14 protein-coding genes are annotated in these 18,031 nt (G+C 69.5%); 11 read left to right on the forward strand and 3 right to left on the reverse strand.

Annotation, left to right across the window (positions count from 1 at the left end; all coding sequences use genetic code 11):
* Positions 1 to 77 precede the first annotated feature (77 nt).
* Entirely contained in the window at positions 78 to 1,427 is a 1,350-nt protein-coding gene (locus AC3ANK_RS18290; protein ID WP_484171676.1) for an alpha/beta hydrolase family protein, read from the reverse strand.
* Between the two features lie 407 nt (positions 1,428 to 1,834).
* On the opposite strand from AC3ANK_RS18290, the gene AC3ANK_RS18295 reads away from it, so the two are divergent.
* The 10 genes from AC3ANK_RS18295 (at position 1,835) to AC3ANK_RS18340 (ending at position 11,122) form a co-directional block, all read left to right on the forward strand.
* The gene (locus AC3ANK_RS18295; protein WP_484171677.1) at positions 1,835 to 4,216 is read left to right on the forward strand and encodes an arylsulfatase; all 2,382 of its coding nucleotides are present in this window, start codon (positions 1,835 to 1,837) and stop codon (positions 4,214 to 4,216) included.
* 29 nt (positions 4,217 to 4,245) lie between these two features.
* Positions 4,246 to 4,992 carry a hypothetical protein gene (locus tag AC3ANK_RS18300; RefSeq protein ID WP_484171678.1) on the forward strand — a complete coding sequence of 249 codons (747 nt, stop codon included), beginning with the start codon at positions 4,246 to 4,248 and terminating at the stop codon, positions 4,990 to 4,992.
* A gap of 17 nt (positions 4,993 to 5,009) precedes the next feature.
* The gene (locus tag AC3ANK_RS18305; RefSeq protein ID WP_206862002.1) at positions 5,010 to 5,357 is read left to right on the forward strand and encodes a hypothetical protein; all 348 of its coding nucleotides are present in this window, start codon (positions 5,010 to 5,012) and stop codon (positions 5,355 to 5,357) included.
* A gap of 274 nt (positions 5,358 to 5,631) precedes the next feature.
* Positions 5,632 to 6,393, forward strand: a complete 762-nt coding sequence (locus tag AC3ANK_RS18310; protein ID WP_484171679.1) for a hypothetical protein — start codon at positions 5,632 to 5,634, stop codon at positions 6,391 to 6,393.
* Positions 6,394 to 6,432: 39 nt separating this feature from the next.
* Complete coding sequence (locus AC3ANK_RS18315; RefSeq protein ID WP_484171680.1) at positions 6,433 to 7,494, forward strand: two-component system sensor histidine kinase NtrB; 1,062 nt, start codon at positions 6,433 to 6,435, stop codon at positions 7,492 to 7,494.
* 10 nt (positions 7,495 to 7,504) lie between these two features.
* Entirely contained in the window at positions 7,505 to 8,938 is a 1,434-nt protein-coding gene (gene ntrC, locus AC3ANK_RS18320; protein WP_484171681.1) for a nitrogen regulation protein NR(I), read from the forward strand.
* Between the two features lie 135 nt (positions 8,939 to 9,073).
* Positions 9,074 to 9,676 (forward strand): superoxide dismutase family protein, encoded by a 603-nt coding sequence (locus AC3ANK_RS18325; protein ID WP_484171682.1) that lies wholly within the window; start codon positions 9,074 to 9,076, stop codon positions 9,674 to 9,676.
* A gap of 94 nt (positions 9,677 to 9,770) precedes the next feature.
* Complete coding sequence (locus tag AC3ANK_RS18330) at positions 9,771 to 10,250, forward strand: GNAT family N-acetyltransferase (protein WP_206861997.1); 480 nt, start codon at positions 9,771 to 9,773, stop codon at positions 10,248 to 10,250.
* A gap of 333 nt (positions 10,251 to 10,583) precedes the next feature.
* A complete protein-coding gene (locus AC3ANK_RS18335; RefSeq protein ID WP_206861996.1) occupies positions 10,584 to 10,889 on the forward strand; it encodes an I78 family peptidase inhibitor in 306 nt (101 codons plus the stop codon).
* Positions 10,890 to 10,936: 47 nt separating this feature from the next.
* Complete coding sequence (locus AC3ANK_RS18340) at positions 10,937 to 11,122, forward strand: hypothetical protein (RefSeq protein WP_484171683.1); 186 nt, start codon at positions 10,937 to 10,939, stop codon at positions 11,120 to 11,122.
* 22 nt (positions 11,123 to 11,144) lie between these two features.
* Here AC3ANK_RS18340 and AC3ANK_RS18345 read toward each other — a convergent pair whose 3' ends face one another.
* Together AC3ANK_RS18345 and AC3ANK_RS18350 are read right to left on the reverse strand one after the other, a co-directional pair.
* Positions 11,145 to 11,378, reverse strand: a complete 234-nt coding sequence (locus AC3ANK_RS18345) for a hypothetical protein (protein WP_206861993.1) — start codon at positions 11,376 to 11,378, stop codon at positions 11,145 to 11,147.
* A 253-nt stretch (positions 11,379 to 11,631) separates the two neighbouring features.
* The gene (locus AC3ANK_RS18350; RefSeq protein ID WP_484171684.1) at positions 11,632 to 12,900 is read right to left on the reverse strand and encodes a TCR/Tet family MFS transporter; all 1,269 of its coding nucleotides are present in this window, start codon (positions 12,898 to 12,900) and stop codon (positions 11,632 to 11,634) included.
* 478 nt (positions 12,901 to 13,378) lie between these two features.
* Between AC3ANK_RS18350 and gltB the strand changes: the two genes are divergently transcribed.
* Positions 13,379 to 17,845 carry a glutamate synthase large subunit gene (gene gltB / locus AC3ANK_RS18355; protein WP_484171685.1) on the forward strand — a complete coding sequence of 1,489 codons (4,467 nt, stop codon included), beginning with the start codon at positions 13,379 to 13,381 and terminating at the stop codon, positions 17,843 to 17,845.
* The last annotated feature ends 186 nt before the right edge of the window (positions 17,846 to 18,031 follow it).

Below are 18,031 nucleotides of genomic sequence, written 5' to 3' on the forward strand. Positions count from 1 at the left end.
AACCGGTGGTTCGCAAGCGGCGCCTTCCAACCCCTCTCCCGGAGGGAGAGGGTGCCCGGCAGCGCTGAAGCGCCAACTCACCTCGGCGCCAACCGCTCCGCATTCCCATAGGCGCGATCCTTCAACGCCCCGTCGCGAATCCAGTCCACCAGCATCGCGTAGTACCCGTCCGCATACCGCAGCCCGGTGCGCTCGCCATCCGCCCCGGTCTCGAACTCGATGATCCCGTGATCCGTTCCCGGGAACTCGACCACGTCCACGTTCGGATTCACCCGCGCCACCGACAGCAACCGGCGTCGCGTCTCCTCCGGCGGCGCTTCGGCATCGCTGCCGGCGATGAGCCACAGCAGCGGCACCTTCATCGCGCGCAGCGGCGGCATCGGGTCGTGGCGCCAGGTCGTGCCCTCCTCGCGCATCGGGCCGAACAGGCGCAGCATCATCGGCGAATGCGTGACCAGGTCGCGCGTGTATTCGCCCTTCATCGCATCCCACCACGGCTCCTTGCCGTACTTCGCCTTCAGCGCCTCGAGGCGGTCGTAGCCGTCCTTGAAGCCGGACGCCATCACCTCGCCGGTCGCGTCGGTCACTTCGCGCGCCTTCGCCAGCGCGTCGCCGCTGAAGCCTGCTTCGATCAGGTCGAGCTGCACCTGGTCGCGATCCTCGGCCAGCGGGCTGTCGGCGAGGCCGTAGCTCACCGCGACGAAGTCCGGATCGCTGCGCTGCGCCGCCAGCGGCTCGATCCATCCCGCCTGGCTGCCGCCGCTGTAGCCGACGCGATCGGCACGCGCTCCGGCCAGACGGCGCGCTTCCTTCAGCGCGGCGGCGGCGTCGTCGGCGAGCAGGTGGAAGTCCTGGCTGTAACGCCCGGTGCTGTCGCCGGTACCGCGCTTGTCGTACACGAACACGCCGATGCCGTGCGCCGGGAAGATGCGCTGGAACGCGTTGAACGTGCGCGCCGAGTAGCGCTCGGAGCCGTGCACCATCACCGCGATCGGCACCGGCCCCTTGCCCGGCGGCATCACCAGCCGGCCGGCGAGCGTTTCGTCATTGCCCTGGAAACGCGTTTCGACGGCGGGGAATTCGAGCTTCGTGCCGCGATGCCCTTCGAAGGCGAACGCCGGCGTTTCGCAGCTGCCCAGCGAGACCTGCGTCGTGTCGGGGCGCTCGCTCCAGCCGACGGTGCCGCTCCACTTGCCGGCCGCGTCCTGGACCACCCTGCCGGTGCGCCCGTCCATCGTGCGCCAGCGCAGGCCTTCGTCGGAGACCGGCGCCACGTCGACCAGGCGCCCGTCATCGAGCCTGTAGATCCCCACGTGGCAGGCCATGCGCGGATCGAGCGGCTTGTCGCGCTCCGGCCGGGTCCACCAGAACACCGCGGCGGCTCCCGCCGCGACCAGCACCAGCACCGTCACCAACACCTTCCGCATGGGCGATCCTCCGTCGGCCGCGCCGACTGTACGGCATCGGGCGATGCCACGTGGGCTGGGATGCGCGAGGTGGCGTGGCGGTTTGAATGCGCGTTCGGCGATGCATGCGCGCGCGTTCGTGCATCGACATCCACCTCCGCGTTTGTAGCCCGGGTAAGGCCGAAGGCCGCACCCGGGATGACGCGCGAACCAACCTTGCAGACCCCGGTGCGCCTCGCTTGCCCGGGCCACAAGAGTGGGAGGGGTGGCCGTGCACGACCGCTTCACCCCGCCTTCACGCCAAGTTGAGAAGGCTGAGCCCCGCTTGAATGCATTCCCGGCCGCAGCGCGCGCTCGTGAATCCCGCCCGGCCGAGCAAGGACACCCAACGCAGAACGCCCCCGGTCTGCGTCCCGACGGAGGTTCGCATGCCCGCCATTCGAAGCCGTTTGAAAGTCCGCAATCTCGCCATCGCCATCGGCGCCATGCTGCTCGCCGCGCCGGCGTTCGCGCAGGAATCGCTGCCGTTCCCGCCCAACCCTTCCGGCAGCAAGGCGGGGCCGACCATCGCGCAGTCCACCTACAGTCCGCTGCCGGCGAAACCGCACCTGCCCGCGAACGCGCCGAACATCGTGGTGATCATGCTCGACGACGTCGGGCCCGCACTGCCCGGCACGTTCGGCGGCGTCATCGACACGCCGACCCTGAGCCGCCTGGCGAAGCAGGGCGTGTCGTACAACCGCTTCCACAACGCCGCGATGTGTTCGCCCACGCGCGCGTCGCTGCTGACCGGTCGCAACCACCATCGCGTCGGCAACGGGCAGATCGCCGAACTCGCCAACGACTGGGACGGCTACACCGGCCGCATCCCGCGCACCTCGGCCACCGCGGCGAAGGTGCTGGGCTATTACGGCTATTCGACCGCCGCGTTCGGCAAGTGGCACAACACGCCGGCGAACGAGACCACGGCGATCGGCCCGTACACCGACTGGCCGGCGGGCGAAGGCATCGGCTTCGATTACTTCTACGGCTTCCTCGCCGGTGAGTCCTCGCAGTGGGAACCGGCGGTGGTCGAGAACACCGTGCGCATCGATCCCTCGCACGGCAAGGAGAACTACCACTTCACGCAAGACATGACCGACAAGGCCGTGGCGTGGATGAAGCAGGTGCACGCGCTCGCGCCGGAACGGCCGTTCTTCATGTACTGGGCGCCGGGCGCGGCGCACGGGCCGCACCACGTCGCCAACGAATGGGCCGACCGCTACAAGGGCAAGTTCGACGCCGGCTGGGACCAGATGCGCGAGGACGTGTTCGCGCGGCAGAAGAAGCTCGGCTGGATCCCGAAGAACACCGAGCTGACGCCGCGTCCGGACTCGCTCGCCGCGTGGTCGGACATTCCCGAGGACGAAAAGCCCTTCCAGCGCCGCCTGATGGAAGTGTTCGCCGGCTACACCGAGCATGCCGACCACCAGGCCGGTCGCATCATCGATGCGCTGGACGAGATGGGCGTCCGCGACAACACGCTGGTCTTCTACATCTGGGGCGACAACGGCTCCAGCGCGGAAGGCCAGAACGGCACGATCAGCGAACTGCTCGCGCAGAACGGCATCGCCACGCAGATCAGCGACCACATCCGCGCGATGAACGAACTCGGCGGCATGGAGGTGCTGGGCTCGCCGAAGGCCGACAACATGTACCACGCCGGCTGGGCATGGGCCGGCTCGACGCCGCACCGCTCGACCAAGCTGGTCGCCGCGCATTTCGGCGGCACGCGCACGCCGCTGGTGGTGTCGTGGCCGGGCACGATCAAGCCCGACAAGACGCCCCGCACGCAGTTCCACCACGTCAACGACATCGTGCCGACGATCTACGACGTGCTCGACATCACCCCGCCCAGGCTCGTCGACGGCATCACCCAGGACCCGCTGGACGGCGTGAGCATGGCCTACACCTTCGACGCGCCGAAGGCGGCGGGACGCAAGAAAGGCCAGTACTTCGAGATCATGGGCAGCCGCGCCTACTACGAGGACGAGTGGATCGCCTCGGTGTTCGGCCCGCGCATTCCGTGGAAGGCGGGCGTCGATCCGGCGATCATGACCTGGTCGCCCGACAAGGACGCATGGGAGCTGCACGACCTGCGCACCGACTATTCGCAGGCGAAGGACGTGGCGGCGCAGCATCCCGACAAGGTCGCTGCGCTGAAGCAGTCGTTCGATGCGCAGGCGAAGGCGAACAAGGTGTGGCCGGTTGGCGGCGGCCTGTGGTCGGCGGTGTTCCATCCCGAGGATGCACCGTCGAATCCGGCCACGCAGTTCAGCTACACGCAGGAAGTCTTCGCGGTGCCGGAGTTCACCGCGCCCAAGCTCGGCGCGCGCAGCAACCTGGTGACGATCGAAACCGAACTGAAGCCCGATTCGAAGGGCGTGCTGTACGCGCTGGGCGCGTTCTCCGGCGGCCTCGCGCTGTGGGTCGAGGAAGGCAGGTTGAACTACGAGTACAACCTGTTCGAGGTCGAACGCACGAACTTCGCGTCGTCCGCGCCGCTTCCCACCGGCAAGGTGAAGATCGAGGTGGAAACGCGCAAGGCGGACGAGAAGCACGCCGGGCCGCTCGACGTCGAAGTTCGCGTCAACGGCAAGGCCGTCGCGCAGGGCCGCGTGCCGCGGTCGGCGCCGCTGACGTTCACCGCCAACGATGCCTTCGACGTCGGTCGCGACAGCTATTCGCCGGTGTCGCAGGCGTACTTCGATCGCAAGCCGTTCGCGTACAACGGCACGATCGACAAGCTCGACGTCGAGTACCTGAAGTAAGCGCCGCTTCGTCGCAGGGAGGAAACGCCATGAGGCCGATGACGCGTTGTGCATTCGTCCTGCCGCTGGGCCTGCTCGCCTGGTCGGGCACCGCGGGCGCGCAGGATCGCTGGAACTGGATCGTGGCGCCCTACGTGTGGGCGGTCGACATCAGCACGGACCTGGAGACACCGCCCCCGGCGTCGGCGGCGATCACCCGCCGGCTGAGCTTCGGCGATGTGGTGGACAAGCTCGACGGCGCGTTCCAGATGCACGCCGAAGGTCAGGGCGAGCACTTCGGCGCGTTCGCCGACTTCACCTACCTCGGCCTGTCGCAGGATTCCTCGCGCCGGCTCTTCCAGGCCGAATCCGACCTCGACACGCGCCTGTTCGAGGCCGCCGCGGTGTGGAGCCCCGGCGGGCAGCGCTTCACGGGCGGCGAGGTGTTCGCGGGGCTGCGCTATCTCGACCTCGACATCGCCAGCACCATCACGCCGACCGGCCCGCTCGGCGTGCCGCAGATGCGCGTGGACCTGGACGAGTCCTTCAGCGATTTCATGCTCGGCGCGCGCTACACCTGGTCGTTCGCGGAACGCTGGGGGTTGACGCTGCGCGGCGACGGATCGTGGGGCGAGACCGAGGGCACGTGGAACGCGAGCCTCATCGCGAACTACCGGATGAAGTCGGGCGCGTGGTACTTCGGCTACCGCTATCTCGACGTGGACGCGCAGGCGCGCGACGTCTCCACGGACCTGGTGGTCAAGGGTCCGGCCATCGGCTACGGCTTCGCGTTCTGACGCGCGGGACCGGCGGCATGGCGCGAGGGGCGAACCGGCTGCGCGTGCTGCGGCACGTGCTGTTCGAACGTGGCGTGTCGCGGCTGATCTTCGAGCACGCGCGCAACCTGGTCGTCGCCACGCTGGTCCTGGCCGCGGGGCTGGAGGCGACCCGGCACGACCCGCGCGAGATCGGCCCCCTCGCCTTCCGCTCGACCGGTTATCTCGTCGCGGCGATCGGCGCGGCGCTGGTGCTGCTGAACCTCGCCGACGGCATGCACCGGCTGTCGAAGGCGCGCCTGCCGCGCCGATGGCACACGCTGCTCGTCGCCGTGTACCTGGTGCTGTTCTGGCGGGTGGCGCATCTGATCCTGCTGTACCGGTGATGCGCTTGCCGGGAGCGCTTCGGATTGCCGGCCTTTGCAGCCCGGGCAAGGCCGAAGGCCGCACCCGGGATGATGCGCGTCGACGTCGAAGCGCACCCGGGTTGCCGTGGCGAGTCCCCAGGAACGCGCGCGCGTCTAGGGTGCAGCGCGCTGCGGCGCGTTCATCACTACCGCAACCGAGTTGCACGGAGGCGCGGTGCGCTCCGCTTACCCGGGCTACGCAACCGGGGGTATGCTCGCGGCGACGCGATCGATCACCAATGGAGGGCAGTCGATGCATCCGCTTCTGACGGGCGTTTGCTTGGTCGTGGGCTGTATCGCCGCGCCCGCGTGGGCGCAGGAGCGCGCGATCACGCTGGAGACCTATCAGGTCGCGCTGCAGCAGGCGCAGGGCCATCCCAACGAACTTGCGCGCTGGCACGGCCTGTGGGCCTACGACAACGGCCGCATGGAAGAGGCGCGGCAGCAGTTCGAGCGCGCCGCGTCCTATGGCGACAAGCTCTCCCGGCACCTGCTCACGATGATGTACTGGAACGGCGAGGGCGTGGATCGCGATCCCGTGCAGGCCTACATCTGGGCCGACCTGGCGGCCGATGGCAGCGACAACCCCGACCTCGTCGGCATGCGCGAACGCATCTGGTCCGCGCTCACGGTGGAGCAGCGCGCACAGGTGCTGGAACAGGGCCCGCGCTTCTACGAGCGCTACGGCGACGAGGCCGCACGCGAACGCACCAACCGCGAGCTGCGCCGGTTCGCGCGCAACCAGACCGGCAGTCGCACCGGCCAACTGACCTCGCCCCTCACGGTGAGCCTCGGCCGGCCCGAGTTCTGGGCGGGCGGCGGCGGCACGCGTCCGGGTCCGGCCCGTTCGGACGGCACCACGTTCTACGCCGACCAGCGCATGCGCCCGGATGCCTACTGGGCGCAGGAGGAACTCGACCTGCGCGCGCTGATGAAGCGGATCGGCGCCGGCACCGTCAACGTCGGCGAGGTGGACAAGGTGACCGCACCCGCGCCGGACGAATCCACCCCGTAGAGGCGCATTCGCCGGGCGCGCCTGCACTAACATGGTGCAATGCCCGTCCCGCCCTCGCCAGAGACCGCCCGCCCCGAGCTCGACGTCCTGACCACGCCGGTCGCGTGGAGCGACGAGGAAGGCGCGATCGTCGGCTGCAACGCGGCGTTCTCGCGCTGGCTCGGGGTCGGCGCGCGCCGCCTGATGGGCTGGCCGCTGGCGGGGCTCGATGGTGGCGAAGGGCGTCTTGCCGACGCGATGGGCCGGCTCGACGCGACCGACGCCCCGCTGCGCCTGCGCCGCAGCCGCCTGCGTTACGCCGATGGCGAGGAGTGCTTCGCCGACGTGTGGCTGAGCCGGCGCGACGACGGCGGCTGGCTGCTGGAGGCGCATCCGGTCGATGAATTCCCCGGCGACGATCCGGCGCTGCTGCTGCCGTCGGCGCTGTCCGCGTCGCTGAAGGGACTCGCGCACGAACTGCGCAACCCGCTTGCCGGGCTGAAGGGTGCCGCGCAGCTGCTCGCGCGTCGGCTCGACGGCGAGAACCACGGCGATTCGCGTGAACTGGTGGCGATGATCGGCTCGGAAGTCGAACGCCTCACCGCGCTGGTCAATCGCCTGCTCACGCCCGCGCCGCCGCGTCCGCACGCGCCGCTCAACATCCACGCGGTGCTCGAACGCGTGCTGCGCCTGGCCGAAAGCGAGGCGGGCTGGGCCGTGCGGCTGGTGCGCGATTACGACCCGAGCCTGCCCGAGTTCGCCGGCGATTCCGACCGCCTCATGCAATCGGTCTGGAACCTGGTGCGCAACGCGATCGAGGCCGGCGCGGCGAACGTCACGCTGCGCACGCGCGCCGAACACGCGGTGCGCATCGCCGATGCGGTGCATCCGATCGCGCTGCGGCTGGAGATCGTCGACGACGGACGTGGCGTACCGGAAGAACTCAGCGAACGCCTGTTCCTGCCGCTCGTGTCCGGCCGCGCGGAAGGCAGCGGGCTCGGGCTCGCGCTCGCGCAGCAGGTCGCGCGCGAGCATCGCGGTTCGCTCGCGTACCGCTCGCGCCCGGGCCACACCGTGTTCACCCTGCTGCTGCCGATGCACGTCGAGGAATCGCCCGAATGAGGTTGCCCGAATGAAGCCGCACGACGCGAACGACGCCCGCATCTGGGTGGTCGACGACGACCGCAGCGTGCGTTTCGTGCTGGCCACGGCGCTGCGCGAGGCCGGCTATCGCGTCGACGGCTTCGAGAACGCGCGCGACGCGCTCGATGCGCTCGCCGAACGCGGCGCGCCGGACCTGCTGTTCACCGACGTGCGCATGCCTGGCGACGACGGCCTGGTGCTGCTCGACAAACTCAAGGCGCAGGCGCCGAAGCTGCCGGTCATCGTGATGAGCGCCTACACCGACGTCGCCAGCACGGCGGGGGCGTTTCGTGGCGGCGCGCACGAGTTCCTTTCCAAACCGTTCGACCTGGACGAAGCCGTCGAGCTGGCCGCACGCACGCTCGCCACGCGCGAAGCGCCGGCCGCGCCGCCGCGCGAAACGGCGGCGACCAGCGACGACGCGCTCATCGGCGAAACGCCGGCGATGCGCACCTTGTTCCGCGCGATCGGCCGCCTCGCGCAGGCGCCGCTGTCGGTGCTGATCACCGGCGAAACCGGCACCGGCAAGGAGCTGGTCGCACGCGCGCTGCATCGCGAATCGCCGCGCGCGCAGGCGCCGTTCGTCGCGCTCAACACGGCGGCGATTCCGGCCGAACTGCTGGAAAGCGAGCTGTTCGGCCACGAGGCCGGCGCGTTCACCGGCGCGCAGCGTCGCCACATCGGCCGCTTCGAGCAGGCGCATGGCGGCACGCTGTTCCTCGACGAGATCGGCGACATGCCGCTGCCGTTGCAGACGCGCCTGCTGCGCGTGCTGGCCGAGGGCGAGTTCTTCCGCGTGGGCGGGCGCGAGCTGATCCGGGTGGACGTGCGCGTGATCGCCGCGACGCACCAGGACCTGGAAGCGCTGGTCGATGCGGGGCGTTTCCGCGCCGACCTGCTGCATCGCCTCGACGTCGTGCGCCTGCGCCTGCCCGCGTTGCGCGAACGCCGCGAGGACGTGCCGCGCCTGGCCGAACGTTTCCTGCGTGCGGCGGCGGCGCGGTTCGACGCGCCGGCCAAGCGGTTTTCGCCGACCGCGCTGGAACGCCTGGTCGCCTACGACTGGCCCGGCAACGTGCGTCAGCTGGAGAACCTGTGCTGGCGGCTGGCCGCGCTCGCGCCGGGCGACGCCATCGCGCGCGAAGACCTGGACGAAGCGCTTGCGGCCACGCCCGGCAAGGACGATGTCCACGGCGCGGGCGATGATGACTGGGATCGCCGCCTCGCCGCGTGGGCGCGGGCGCAGCTGGAACTCGGCCGCGACGACATCCACGCGCAGGCGCGCGAGCGGTTCGAACGCGCGTTGTTCGATGCCGCGCTGGAACACACCGGCGGCCGGCGCACCGAAGCGGCGGCGCGCCTGGGCCTGGGCCGCAACACGCTCACGCGCAAGCTCGGGCCGGGGCGGCGGCGGCCTTCGTGACGGCGGCGTTCACCGCCGGGCCACCGCATCGCCGCTAGCCTGCGGGGCCGCGTTCCGCTTCCGCCGTTCCCGGCCGCATCCGCGGACCGGCGAAGCACCACCCGATACCGTTGTCCGTTTCGCAAGGAGAAGCCGATGAAGACCACCCTCGCCACCGCCCTGCTCGCCGCGTCCGTCGTCGCCTTGTCGGCGTGCAGTTCGACGCCGATCGACACCGGCGCGGCACCTGCCCCGTCGTCCACGCCGGCGGCACCGGCCGCGCAATCGACGGCGCAGTCGACCGCGAAGTCCGCCACGGTGAACCTCGCGTCGGCCTCGGGCAGCCTGGTGAGCGGCAAGCTGACCGTCGTGCCGATGGGCGACGGCGTGCACCTGACGGGCGAGGTCGGCGGACTTTCGCCGGGCAGCACGCACGCGATCCACATCCACGAGAAGGGCGACTGCAGCGCGGCCGACGCGAGCAGCGCCGGCGGTCACTTCAACCCGTCCGCGCAGCCGCACGGCAAGGTCGGCAGCGGCGCGCACCACGGCGGCGACATGGACAACCTGGTCGCCAGCGCCGAAGGCGTCGCGCAGGTCAACGCGCACGCGCAGGGCGTGACCCTCGGCGGCGGCGCGGCCAACGATGTCGCCGGCAAGGCGGTGATCGTGCACGCCGCGGCCGACGATTACCGCACCCAGCCGACCGGCAATGCGGGCGGGCGCGTGGCGTGCGGAATCATCACGGTCACGAAATGACGGAACAAGCGCGCAGGCACCAGAACCCGGTGTTGCGCGGACCGGTTGCTTGCACTCCACCAGGTTCTCGTTCCTCCCGCCTCGTCCCTTGAACATGACCCTCCGCATCCGCCCCGCCCACGCGAACGACCGCGACCTGCTCGCGCGTTGGGCCCTCGCGATGGCACTGGAAACCGAGCACAAGCAGCTCGACGAGGCCACCGTGCGCGCCGGCATGGAGGCGGGCATCGCCGATGCGGGCAAGGCGCGGTACTTCATCGCGATGCACGAATCCACCGTTGCCGGGCGCGAGACCATCGCCGCGCCCGCCGGCACGCTGATGCTCACGCGCGAATGGAGCGACTGGCGCAACGGCGACTGGTGGTGGATCCAGAGCGTCTACGTGCCACCGGAGTTCCGCCGGCAAGGGGTGTTCACCGCGCTTTACCGGCATGTCGAGACGCTCGCGCGGGAAACGCCCGGCGTGGTCGGGCTGCGGTTGTACGTGGAGCGCGAGAACACGAACGCGCAGAAGACCTACACGGCGCTGGGAATGGTGGATGCGGGGTATTCGATTCTGGAGGCGGAGTTCTAGCCCCTCTCCCACCGGAGAGGGGTTGGGGTGGGAAGGCGCCGCCCAGGAATCGCCGGTTCGCGCGCCTTCGAACGCCCGAACGCTGTGCGTTCGGGCCGGGCAGGGTGGGGCGTGCGATGCATCGATGCGCACGACGCATGCGGGCACCGTGCTTTGCTCTCGTCCGGCGCTGACGGCGGACACTTCACCTTCCCGGCCCTTCCCCGCATTCGCAGGGGAGAGGAAGCGCAGCAAGCGTCACATCCCCCGCTATCCTTTACACCCTGAACACGCCCCCGGGCGCACGGTGCGCCGCATACGCGGCCCCGCCCGTCCACGACAAGGAGAAACGCCATGACCCGCCGCATCCTGTGCATTGCCGCCATCGCTGCCGCCGCTTCGCTCGCGGGCTGCGCTTCCGCGCCGCCGGTCGCGGGCGGGCCGAGCGTTCCGAGCGGCAAGTGCAACGCCGAAGGCGCACGCTGGGCGATCGGCTCGGCGGTCAACGACGACGTCGTCAACCGCATCCTGCAGGGCACCGGCAGCCGCGACGCGCGCGTGCTGCGTCCGGGCCAGCCGGCGACGATGGACTTCCGCGAGGATCGCGTGAACATCGACGTCAACGACCGCGGCGCGATCACCGGCCTGCGCTGCGGCTGATTCCGGACAACGCAGCCGCGCGCCAGCACTCCCGATAGCGATACGACATGCGCCGCTCCCATTCCATCTGGCTGCTCGCGATCGTCGCCGACTGGCGCGATGCGAACGGCGAGGATTTCGACACGCTGCTGGAGATCCTCAACGAAGCGGCCTTCGAATGGGCGCACGTCGATGTGGCGTTCTGGGCGCTGCTGCCATTCCCCGGCGACCGGCTGACGGCGCTGGAAGACTGATCGCGCCGATACGACGCGCCGGTCAGATCCGGTCGTCGATGCCGGTGATGCCGGAGTGCTTCGCGCAACTGGCGCAGCAGTAGAACTTCCCGTCGTGTTCCGCGCCGTGGCCGATGATGCGGCAGCCGCAGTGCTCGCACGTGGGCGCGAGCTTGTGGATCGCGCATTCGAACGAATCGAACGTGCCGCTGCCGTGCGGCATGGTGACGGTGAACGCCTTGTCGTAGTCGTTGCCGCAGGTATCGCACTTGGGCATGGCGGGAGTCCTCGTTCCTGACGGGAACCCCGAGTCTGGCGTCGCGGTGCGCGATCGCCGGTGAAGTCGGCGGCAATGCGGCGTTAACGGCGCTCCGGTAGCCCGGGTAAGCGCAGCGCACCGCGCCCCGGTGCAACCCAGTTGCGGTAGCGATGAACCCGCCGCAGCGCGCTGCACCATCAACGTGCACGTGTGCTTGTGGAACTCGCCATGGCACCCGGGTGCGCTTCGCTTACCCGGGCTACAAAGGCGCTCAGCCCGGCTCGACCGCACTCGCAGCAGGCGCCTCCGCCGGCGCCCGCGCATACCGCCACGCGATGCCCACGGCGATCGCCAGCAGCAGCCCCGCGATCAGGAACGGCGCGCCCGGCAGGTGCACCGGCGCGCGATCGTCGATGAAGTAGCCGAAGCTGCCCGCGAACACGACCGGGCCGATGATGCCCGCCAGGCTCACCAGGCTCATCAGCGCGCCCTGGATGCGGCCCTGCACTTCCGGCCCGACCTGGCGCGTGATCAGCGCCTGCGTCGACGGCGCGGCCAGGCCCCACACCGCCGAGACCGGCAGGCCGACGAGGAACATCCAGCCCACCTCGGCGAAACCGTAGATGCCGAAACCGATCGCGCCGCAGCCCAGGCCCAGCATCAGCGCGCGCCGTTCGCCCAGCGCATGCACCGCCTTGCCGACCAGCCCCGCCTGCACGATCACGTTGAGCACGCCGACGATCGCCAGCACGTAGCTCACCTCGCGCGGACCCCACTGGTACTGGTAGTCGGCGAACAGCACGAACACGCTCGGGTACACGTAATGCGCGAGGTTGGCGATGAACACCACCGCCGCCAGCCCGAACACCTGCGGGTAGCGCCTGAGCAGTCCGAGCGACGCGCCCGGAATCGTGTGCGCCCAGTCGAAACGCGCGCTGCGACGCTCCTTCGGCAGCGATTCGGGCAGCACGAACAGGCCGTACGCGAAGTTGAGCAGCGCCAGCACGGCAGCGAACCAGAACGGCAGGCGCAGGTCGATCTCGCCCAGCGCACCGCCGATCAGCGGCCCCACGATGAAGCCCACGCCGAACGCGGCGCCGAGCAGGCCGTAGCTCCTGGCGCGCTTCTCCGGCGGCGTGACGTCGGCCACGTACGCGTTCGCCGTGGTGAAGCTCGCCGACGTGATGCCCGAGATGATGCGGCCCACCAGCAGCCACATCAGCGACGGCGCCAGCGCCATGAACACGAAATCCAGGCCGAGGCCCAGGCACGAAAGCAGGATCACCGGCCGCCGTCCGAAACGGTCCGACAGCGCGCCCTGGATCGGCGAGGTCACGAACTGGATGCCCGCGAACAGGAAGCCGAACGCGGCCACCCAGTACGCCGCGTGCGCGGTGTCGCCGCCGGTGAACTGTTCGATCAGGTGCGGCAGCACCGGAATGATCAGGCCGAACGACAGCACGTCGATCAGGATCGTGATGAAGATGAAGACGAGCGCGGCACGGCGGCGCGCACCCGTGGCGGGAGCGGTATCGGTCACGGGGGCCGGGAGGATTCTGGGAAGGCGGGAAGTTTAGCGCTTCGGTTTCTCCTCCCACTGCCCGCAGCTCTTGTAGCCCGGGTAAGCGAAGCGCACCCGGGATGTGCGTCCGTAAGCCATGCGGCGCGGTTCCCCGGGTGCGCCCTCCGGCCTTGCCCGGATTACCAGAGCATCACGCGCACCGCTCGCGCGAATGGTTTCACCCGTTACCAAACGCCTCCGCATGTCGCGCACTTTTCTCACTGCGATCAGGCACTTGAAGGCCTGCACGCGCGATTTCTTCGGTGGCGCGGAAGACAAATTGCCGCAGCGCACAAAGTGTGATTTATTCGGTTGAACCAGGGTGGTGAGGCAGGCCGGACCGCGCGAGCGGACCGCCTTCGTCGTCGCCGCAAACCTGGGCTCGAGAGTGCGTTTGCCAGGTTCGTTGTCGTGTTTCGCACAGCAACCCAGCGGTGAAATCCGCGATGGAGCGACGATGCAGCAACAGGTCCGTCCCGATCCCGTCGGCCTCTACGACCCGCGCGACGAGCGCGATGCGTGCGGCTTCGGCCTGATCGCGCAGCTCGACGACGCGCCCAGCCGGGCCATCGTCGACCGCGCGATCGAGGCACTGGTGCGCATGACGCATCGCGGCGGCATCGCGGCCGACGGACTCAGCGGCGACGGCTGCGGCCTGCTGATCCGCCAGCCGGACGCGTTCCTGCGCGCGCTCGCGCGCGAATCGGGCATCGCGCTCGGCGCGCATTACGCGTCCGGCCTGGTGTTCCTTCCGCACGATGAAACCGAAGCGGCGCGCGCGAAGGACGAGTTCGCCGCGCAGCTGCAGCGCGAACGCGTCGACGTCGCCGGCTGGCGCGTCGTGCCGGTCGATCTGGCCGCGTGCGGCGAACTCGCCAGGCGCACGATGCCGCGCATCGAGCAGATCTTCGTGAAGCCCGCCGGCGCCTTCGATGCCGCGAGCTTCCAGCGTTCGCTGTTCCTCGCGCGTCGTCGCGCCGAGCAGCGCCTGCGCGAGCTTCCTGACTTCTACGTCGTCAGCCTGTCCACGGCGAGCATCGGCTACAAGGGCATGGTGCTGCCCAACCGGCTTTCGCAGCTGTATCCGGATCTGCAACGCAGCGACCTGGCCGCCAGCGTCGTCGTGTTCCACCAGCGCTTTTCGACCAACACCACGCCGCGCTGGCCGCTCGCGCAGCCGTTCCGCCTGCTCGCGCACAACGGCGAGATCAACACCATTTCCGGCAACCGTGCCTGGGCGCAGGCGCGCGCGCACGTGTGGCGCACGCCGACGCTGGAACTGACCGAGTTCGATCCGGTCATCACGATGGACGGCTCGGATTCGCAATCGCTCGACAACATGCTCGAGCTGCTGCAGGCCGGCGGCATGGACCTGCTCAAGGCGATGCGCATCCTGATCCCGCCGGCGACGCAATCGCTGGAATACAAGGACGCCGACCTCGCCGCGTTCTACGAGTACTACGCGCTCAACACCGAGCCGTGGGACGGCCCGGCCGGCATCGTCACCGTCGATGGCCGCTACGCCGCGTGCACGCTCGATCGCAACGGCCTGCGCCCGGCGCGCTGGATGCGCACGCGCGATCGCCACTTCCTCATCGCGTCAGAAGCCGGCGTGTGGGAGCGCCCGGCGGAGGAGATCGAAGCCAAGGGCAAGCTCGGGCCCGGCGAGATGATCGCGGTGGATCTTTACCTGGGCGAAGTGCTCGACAGCGAGGCGATCGACCGCATCAACCGCGCGCGCGCCCCGTACAAGCGCTGGCTCAAGCAGGGCGTCACTTACCTGCAGACGGAGCTGATCGATCCCGCGCTCGCGGCCGAGCCCTTCGACAGCGAGACGCTGACGCGCTTCCAGAAGCTGTTCCAGCTCACGCGCGAGGAGCGCGAGCAGGTGCTGCGTCCGCTCGCCGAAACCGAGCAGGAAGCGGTCGGCTCGATGGGCGACGACGTGCCGATGGCCGTGCTGAGCCAGCAGGTACGCCCGCTGTACGACCAGTTCCGGCAGGCGTTCGCGCAGGTGACCAACCCGCCGATCGACCCGCTGCGCGAGGACTGCGTGATGTCGCTGGCGACGCAGCTCGGTCGCGAGGGCAACGTGTTCGTCGACGGCCCCGGCAACGTCGACCACATCCATCTCAATTCGCCCGTGCTCTCGCAGCGCAAGCTGCGGCAGATGCTGGCGATGGAGCAGTACGAGAACGCGCACGCGCTGATCCACCTGCATTACGCGCCGGAAGAAGGCCTGAAGGCCGCGCTCGAACGCATCTGCGCCGAGGCCGAAACCGCCACGCGCGAAGGCAAGGTGCTGCTGGTGCTGAGCGACCGCTATCCGGTCGAAGACCGGCTCATGGTGCACGCGCTGCTCGCGACCGGCGCGGTGCACCAGCATCTGGTGCGCGCGGGGCTTCGTTGCGAATCCAACCTCATCGTCGAAACCGGCACCGCGCGCGACCCGCATCACTTCGCCTGCCTGATCGGCGTCGGTGCCACGGCGGTATATCCGTACCTCGCGTACCAGACGCTGCACGATCTCGGCGTGCGCGGCATCCTCAAGACCAAGCACGGGCAGGTCGCGGAAATCGGCCGCAGTTACCGGCGCGGCATCAAGAAGGGCCTGCTGAAGATCATCTCGAAGATGGGCATCAGCACCATCGGCAGCTATCGCGGCGCTCGGTTGTTCGAGATCGTCGGCCTGGATCGCGAAGTGGTGGACCTGTGCTTCGCCGGCACGCCCTCGCGCATCGGCGGCGCCGGCTTCGCCGAACTGCACGAGGACGCGGCCACGCTCGCCGAACACGCATGGAACGCGAACGCGCTGCCGAACATCGGCGGGCTGCTCAAGTACACGCCGGGCGGCGAATACCACCTGTTCAATCCCGACGTGGTGATGAACCTGCAGCGCGCCGTATCCACCGGCGACTGGAACGACTGGCAGCGTTACGCCGCCGCGGTGAACGAACGCCCCACCGCCGCGCTGCGCGACCTGCTCGACGTCGATACGTCTGATGCTAAGGGCATCCCGCTGGAAGACGTCGAACCCGTTTCGGCCATCGTGCGCCGCTTCGATTCGGCCGCGATGAGCCTCGGCGCGCTGTCGCCCGAGGCGCACGAAGCGTTGGCGATCGCGATGAACCGCCTGGGCGGGCGCAGCAATTCCGGCGAAGGCGGCGAGGATCCGGCGCGTTACGGCACCGACAAGGTGTCGAAGATCAAGCAGATCGCGTCGGGCCGTTTCGGCGTGACGCCGGAATACCTGGTCAATGCCGAAGTGCTGCAGATCAAGGTCGCGCAGGGTGCCAAGCCCGGCGAAGGCGGCCAGCTGCCGGGCCACAAGGTCAACGAGCTGATCGCGCGCCTGCGTTACGCGATGCCGGGCATCGGCCTGATCTCGCCGCCGCCGCATCACGACATCTATTCCATCGAAGATCTCGCGCAGCTGATCTTCGACCTCAAGCAGGTCAACCCGCAGGCGCTGGTGTCGGTGAAGCTCGTGTCGCATGCGGGCGTGGGCACGATCGCCACCGGCGTCGCGAAGGCCGGTGCGGACCTGATCACCATCTCCGGCCACGACGGCGGTACGGGCGCGAGTCCGATCTCGTCGATCCGCTACGCCGGCACGCCGTGGGAACTCGGTTTGTCCGAAGCACGCCAGGCGCTGGTGTCGAACGACCTGCGCGACCGCGTGATCCTGCAGACCGACGGCGGCCTGAAGAGCGGCCTGGACGTGGTGAAGGCCGCGCTGCTGGGCGCGGAAAGTTTTGGCTTCGGCACCGCGCCGATGATCGCGCTCGGTTGCAAGTACCTGCGCATCTGCCATCTCAACAACTGCGCGACGGGCGTGGCGACGCAGGACGACGCGCTGCGTCGCGAGCATTTCGCCGGCCTGCCCGAGCGCGTGGAGAACTTCTTCCGCCTGCTCGCCGAGGAAGTGCGCTTCTGGCTCGCGCAACTGGGCGTGCGCACGCTAGGCGAGCTGGTCGGCCGCACCGATCTTCTGAAGCAGCTCGAAGGCGACGGCGAGCGGCAGCACAAGCTCGACCTCGCGCCGCTGCTCGCCGGCAGCGGTCTCGCGCACGGCGGCCATTGCGGCGTGCCGCAGCCGTCGGCCGATGCGACGGGCCTGGCGGCGCAGCTCGATGTCGACCTGGCCGAGCCCATCGCGAGCAAGCGAGGCGGCGCGTACGCGTACACGATCCGCAACACCGATCGCAGCATCGGCGCGCGCCTGTCGGGCCGCATCGCGCGGCTGCATGGCGATCGCGGCATGGTGGATGCGCCCATCTCGCTGCGCTTCGACGGCACCGCCGGCCAGAGCTTCGGCGCGTTCAACGCCGGTGGTCTGCAGTTCGAACTGCATGGCGAAGCGAACGATTACGTCGGCAAGGGCATGGCGGGCGGACGCATCGTGATCCGTCCGCCGATGGGCGCGCGCTACACCGCGCACGAGACGCCGATCATCGGCAACACCTGCCTGTACGGCGCCACGGGCGGCGAACTCTACGCGGCCGGCCGCGCGGGCGAGCGCTTCGGCGTGCGCAATTCCGGCGCGACGGCGGTGGTGGAAGGCGCGGGCGATCACTGCTGCGAATACATGACCGGCGGCGTGGTCGCGGTGCTCGGCCGCACGGGCCTGAACTTCGGCGCGGGCTTCACCGGCGGCATGGCGTACGTGCTCGACACCGAGCGCGATTTCGTCGATCGCTACAACCACGAACTCATCGACATCCTGCGCATCGCCTCGGACGGGTTCGAGAACCACCGCTCGCACCTGCGCGAACTGCTGGAAGCGCACGTGCAGCTCACCGGCAGCGTGTGGGCGCGGAAGATCCTCGACGAGATGCGCGACTTCCTCGGCAAGTTCTGGCTGGTCAAGCCGAAGGCGGCGAGCCTGGAATCGCTGGCCGAAAACCTGCGGAGAGCGGCGTGATGGTCTCTTCCTGCTGCGCTGCTCCCTCCCCTGCTTGCAGGGGTGAGGAGCGACGTTTGCGCGCCATGGCGCGCGTCGCGACGAACGCCATCGGGCGATGCCCGATAGCTGCGGGGTTGGGGAGGGCTGCCGTGCACAGCGCGGCTTCGTTCGGCGCGACAGCGCAACCTCGGCGCTGGCGCGCCT

The organism is Lysobacter sp. SCRH-1R (genome assembly GCF_057747855.1).

Bases quoted from the DNA above. Each gene is read 5' to 3' on its own strand.
- AC3ANK_RS18335 (WP_206861996.1), top strand. From the start codon at position 10,584: ATGACCCGCCGCATCCTGTGCATTGCCGCCATCGCTGCCGCCGCTTCG.
- AC3ANK_RS18290 (WP_484171676.1), bottom strand. From the start codon at position 1,427: ATGCGGAAGGTGTTGGTGACGGTGCTGGTGCTGGTCGCGGCGGGAGCC.
- AC3ANK_RS18315 (WP_484171680.1), top strand. From the start codon at position 6,433: ATGCCCGTCCCGCCCTCGCCAGAGACCGCCCGCCCCGAGCTCGACGTC.
- AC3ANK_RS18300 (WP_484171678.1), top strand. From the start codon at position 4,246: ATGAGGCCGATGACGCGTTGTGCATTCGTCCTGCCGCTGGGCCTGCTC.
- AC3ANK_RS18295 (WP_484171677.1), top strand. From the start codon at position 1,835: ATGCCCGCCATTCGAAGCCGTTTGAAAGTCCGCAATCTCGCCATCGCC.
- AC3ANK_RS18340 (WP_484171683.1), top strand. From the start codon at position 10,937: ATGCGCCGCTCCCATTCCATCTGGCTGCTCGCGATCGTCGCCGACTGG.
- AC3ANK_RS18305 (WP_206862002.1), top strand. From the start codon at position 5,010: ATGGCGCGAGGGGCGAACCGGCTGCGCGTGCTGCGGCACGTGCTGTTC.
- gltB (WP_484171685.1), top strand. From the start codon at position 13,379: ATGCAGCAACAGGTCCGTCCCGATCCCGTCGGCCTCTACGACCCGCGC.
- ntrC (WP_484171681.1), top strand. From the start codon at position 7,505: ATGAAGCCGCACGACGCGAACGACGCCCGCATCTGGGTGGTCGACGAC.
- AC3ANK_RS18345 (WP_206861993.1), bottom strand. From the start codon at position 11,378: ATGCCCAAGTGCGATACCTGCGGCAACGACTACGACAAGGCGTTCACC.
- AC3ANK_RS18310 (WP_484171679.1), top strand. From the start codon at position 5,632: ATGCATCCGCTTCTGACGGGCGTTTGCTTGGTCGTGGGCTGTATCGCC.
- AC3ANK_RS18325 (WP_484171682.1), top strand. From the start codon at position 9,074: ATGAAGACCACCCTCGCCACCGCCCTGCTCGCCGCGTCCGTCGTCGCC.
- AC3ANK_RS18330 (WP_206861997.1), top strand. From the start codon at position 9,771: ATGACCCTCCGCATCCGCCCCGCCCACGCGAACGACCGCGACCTGCTC.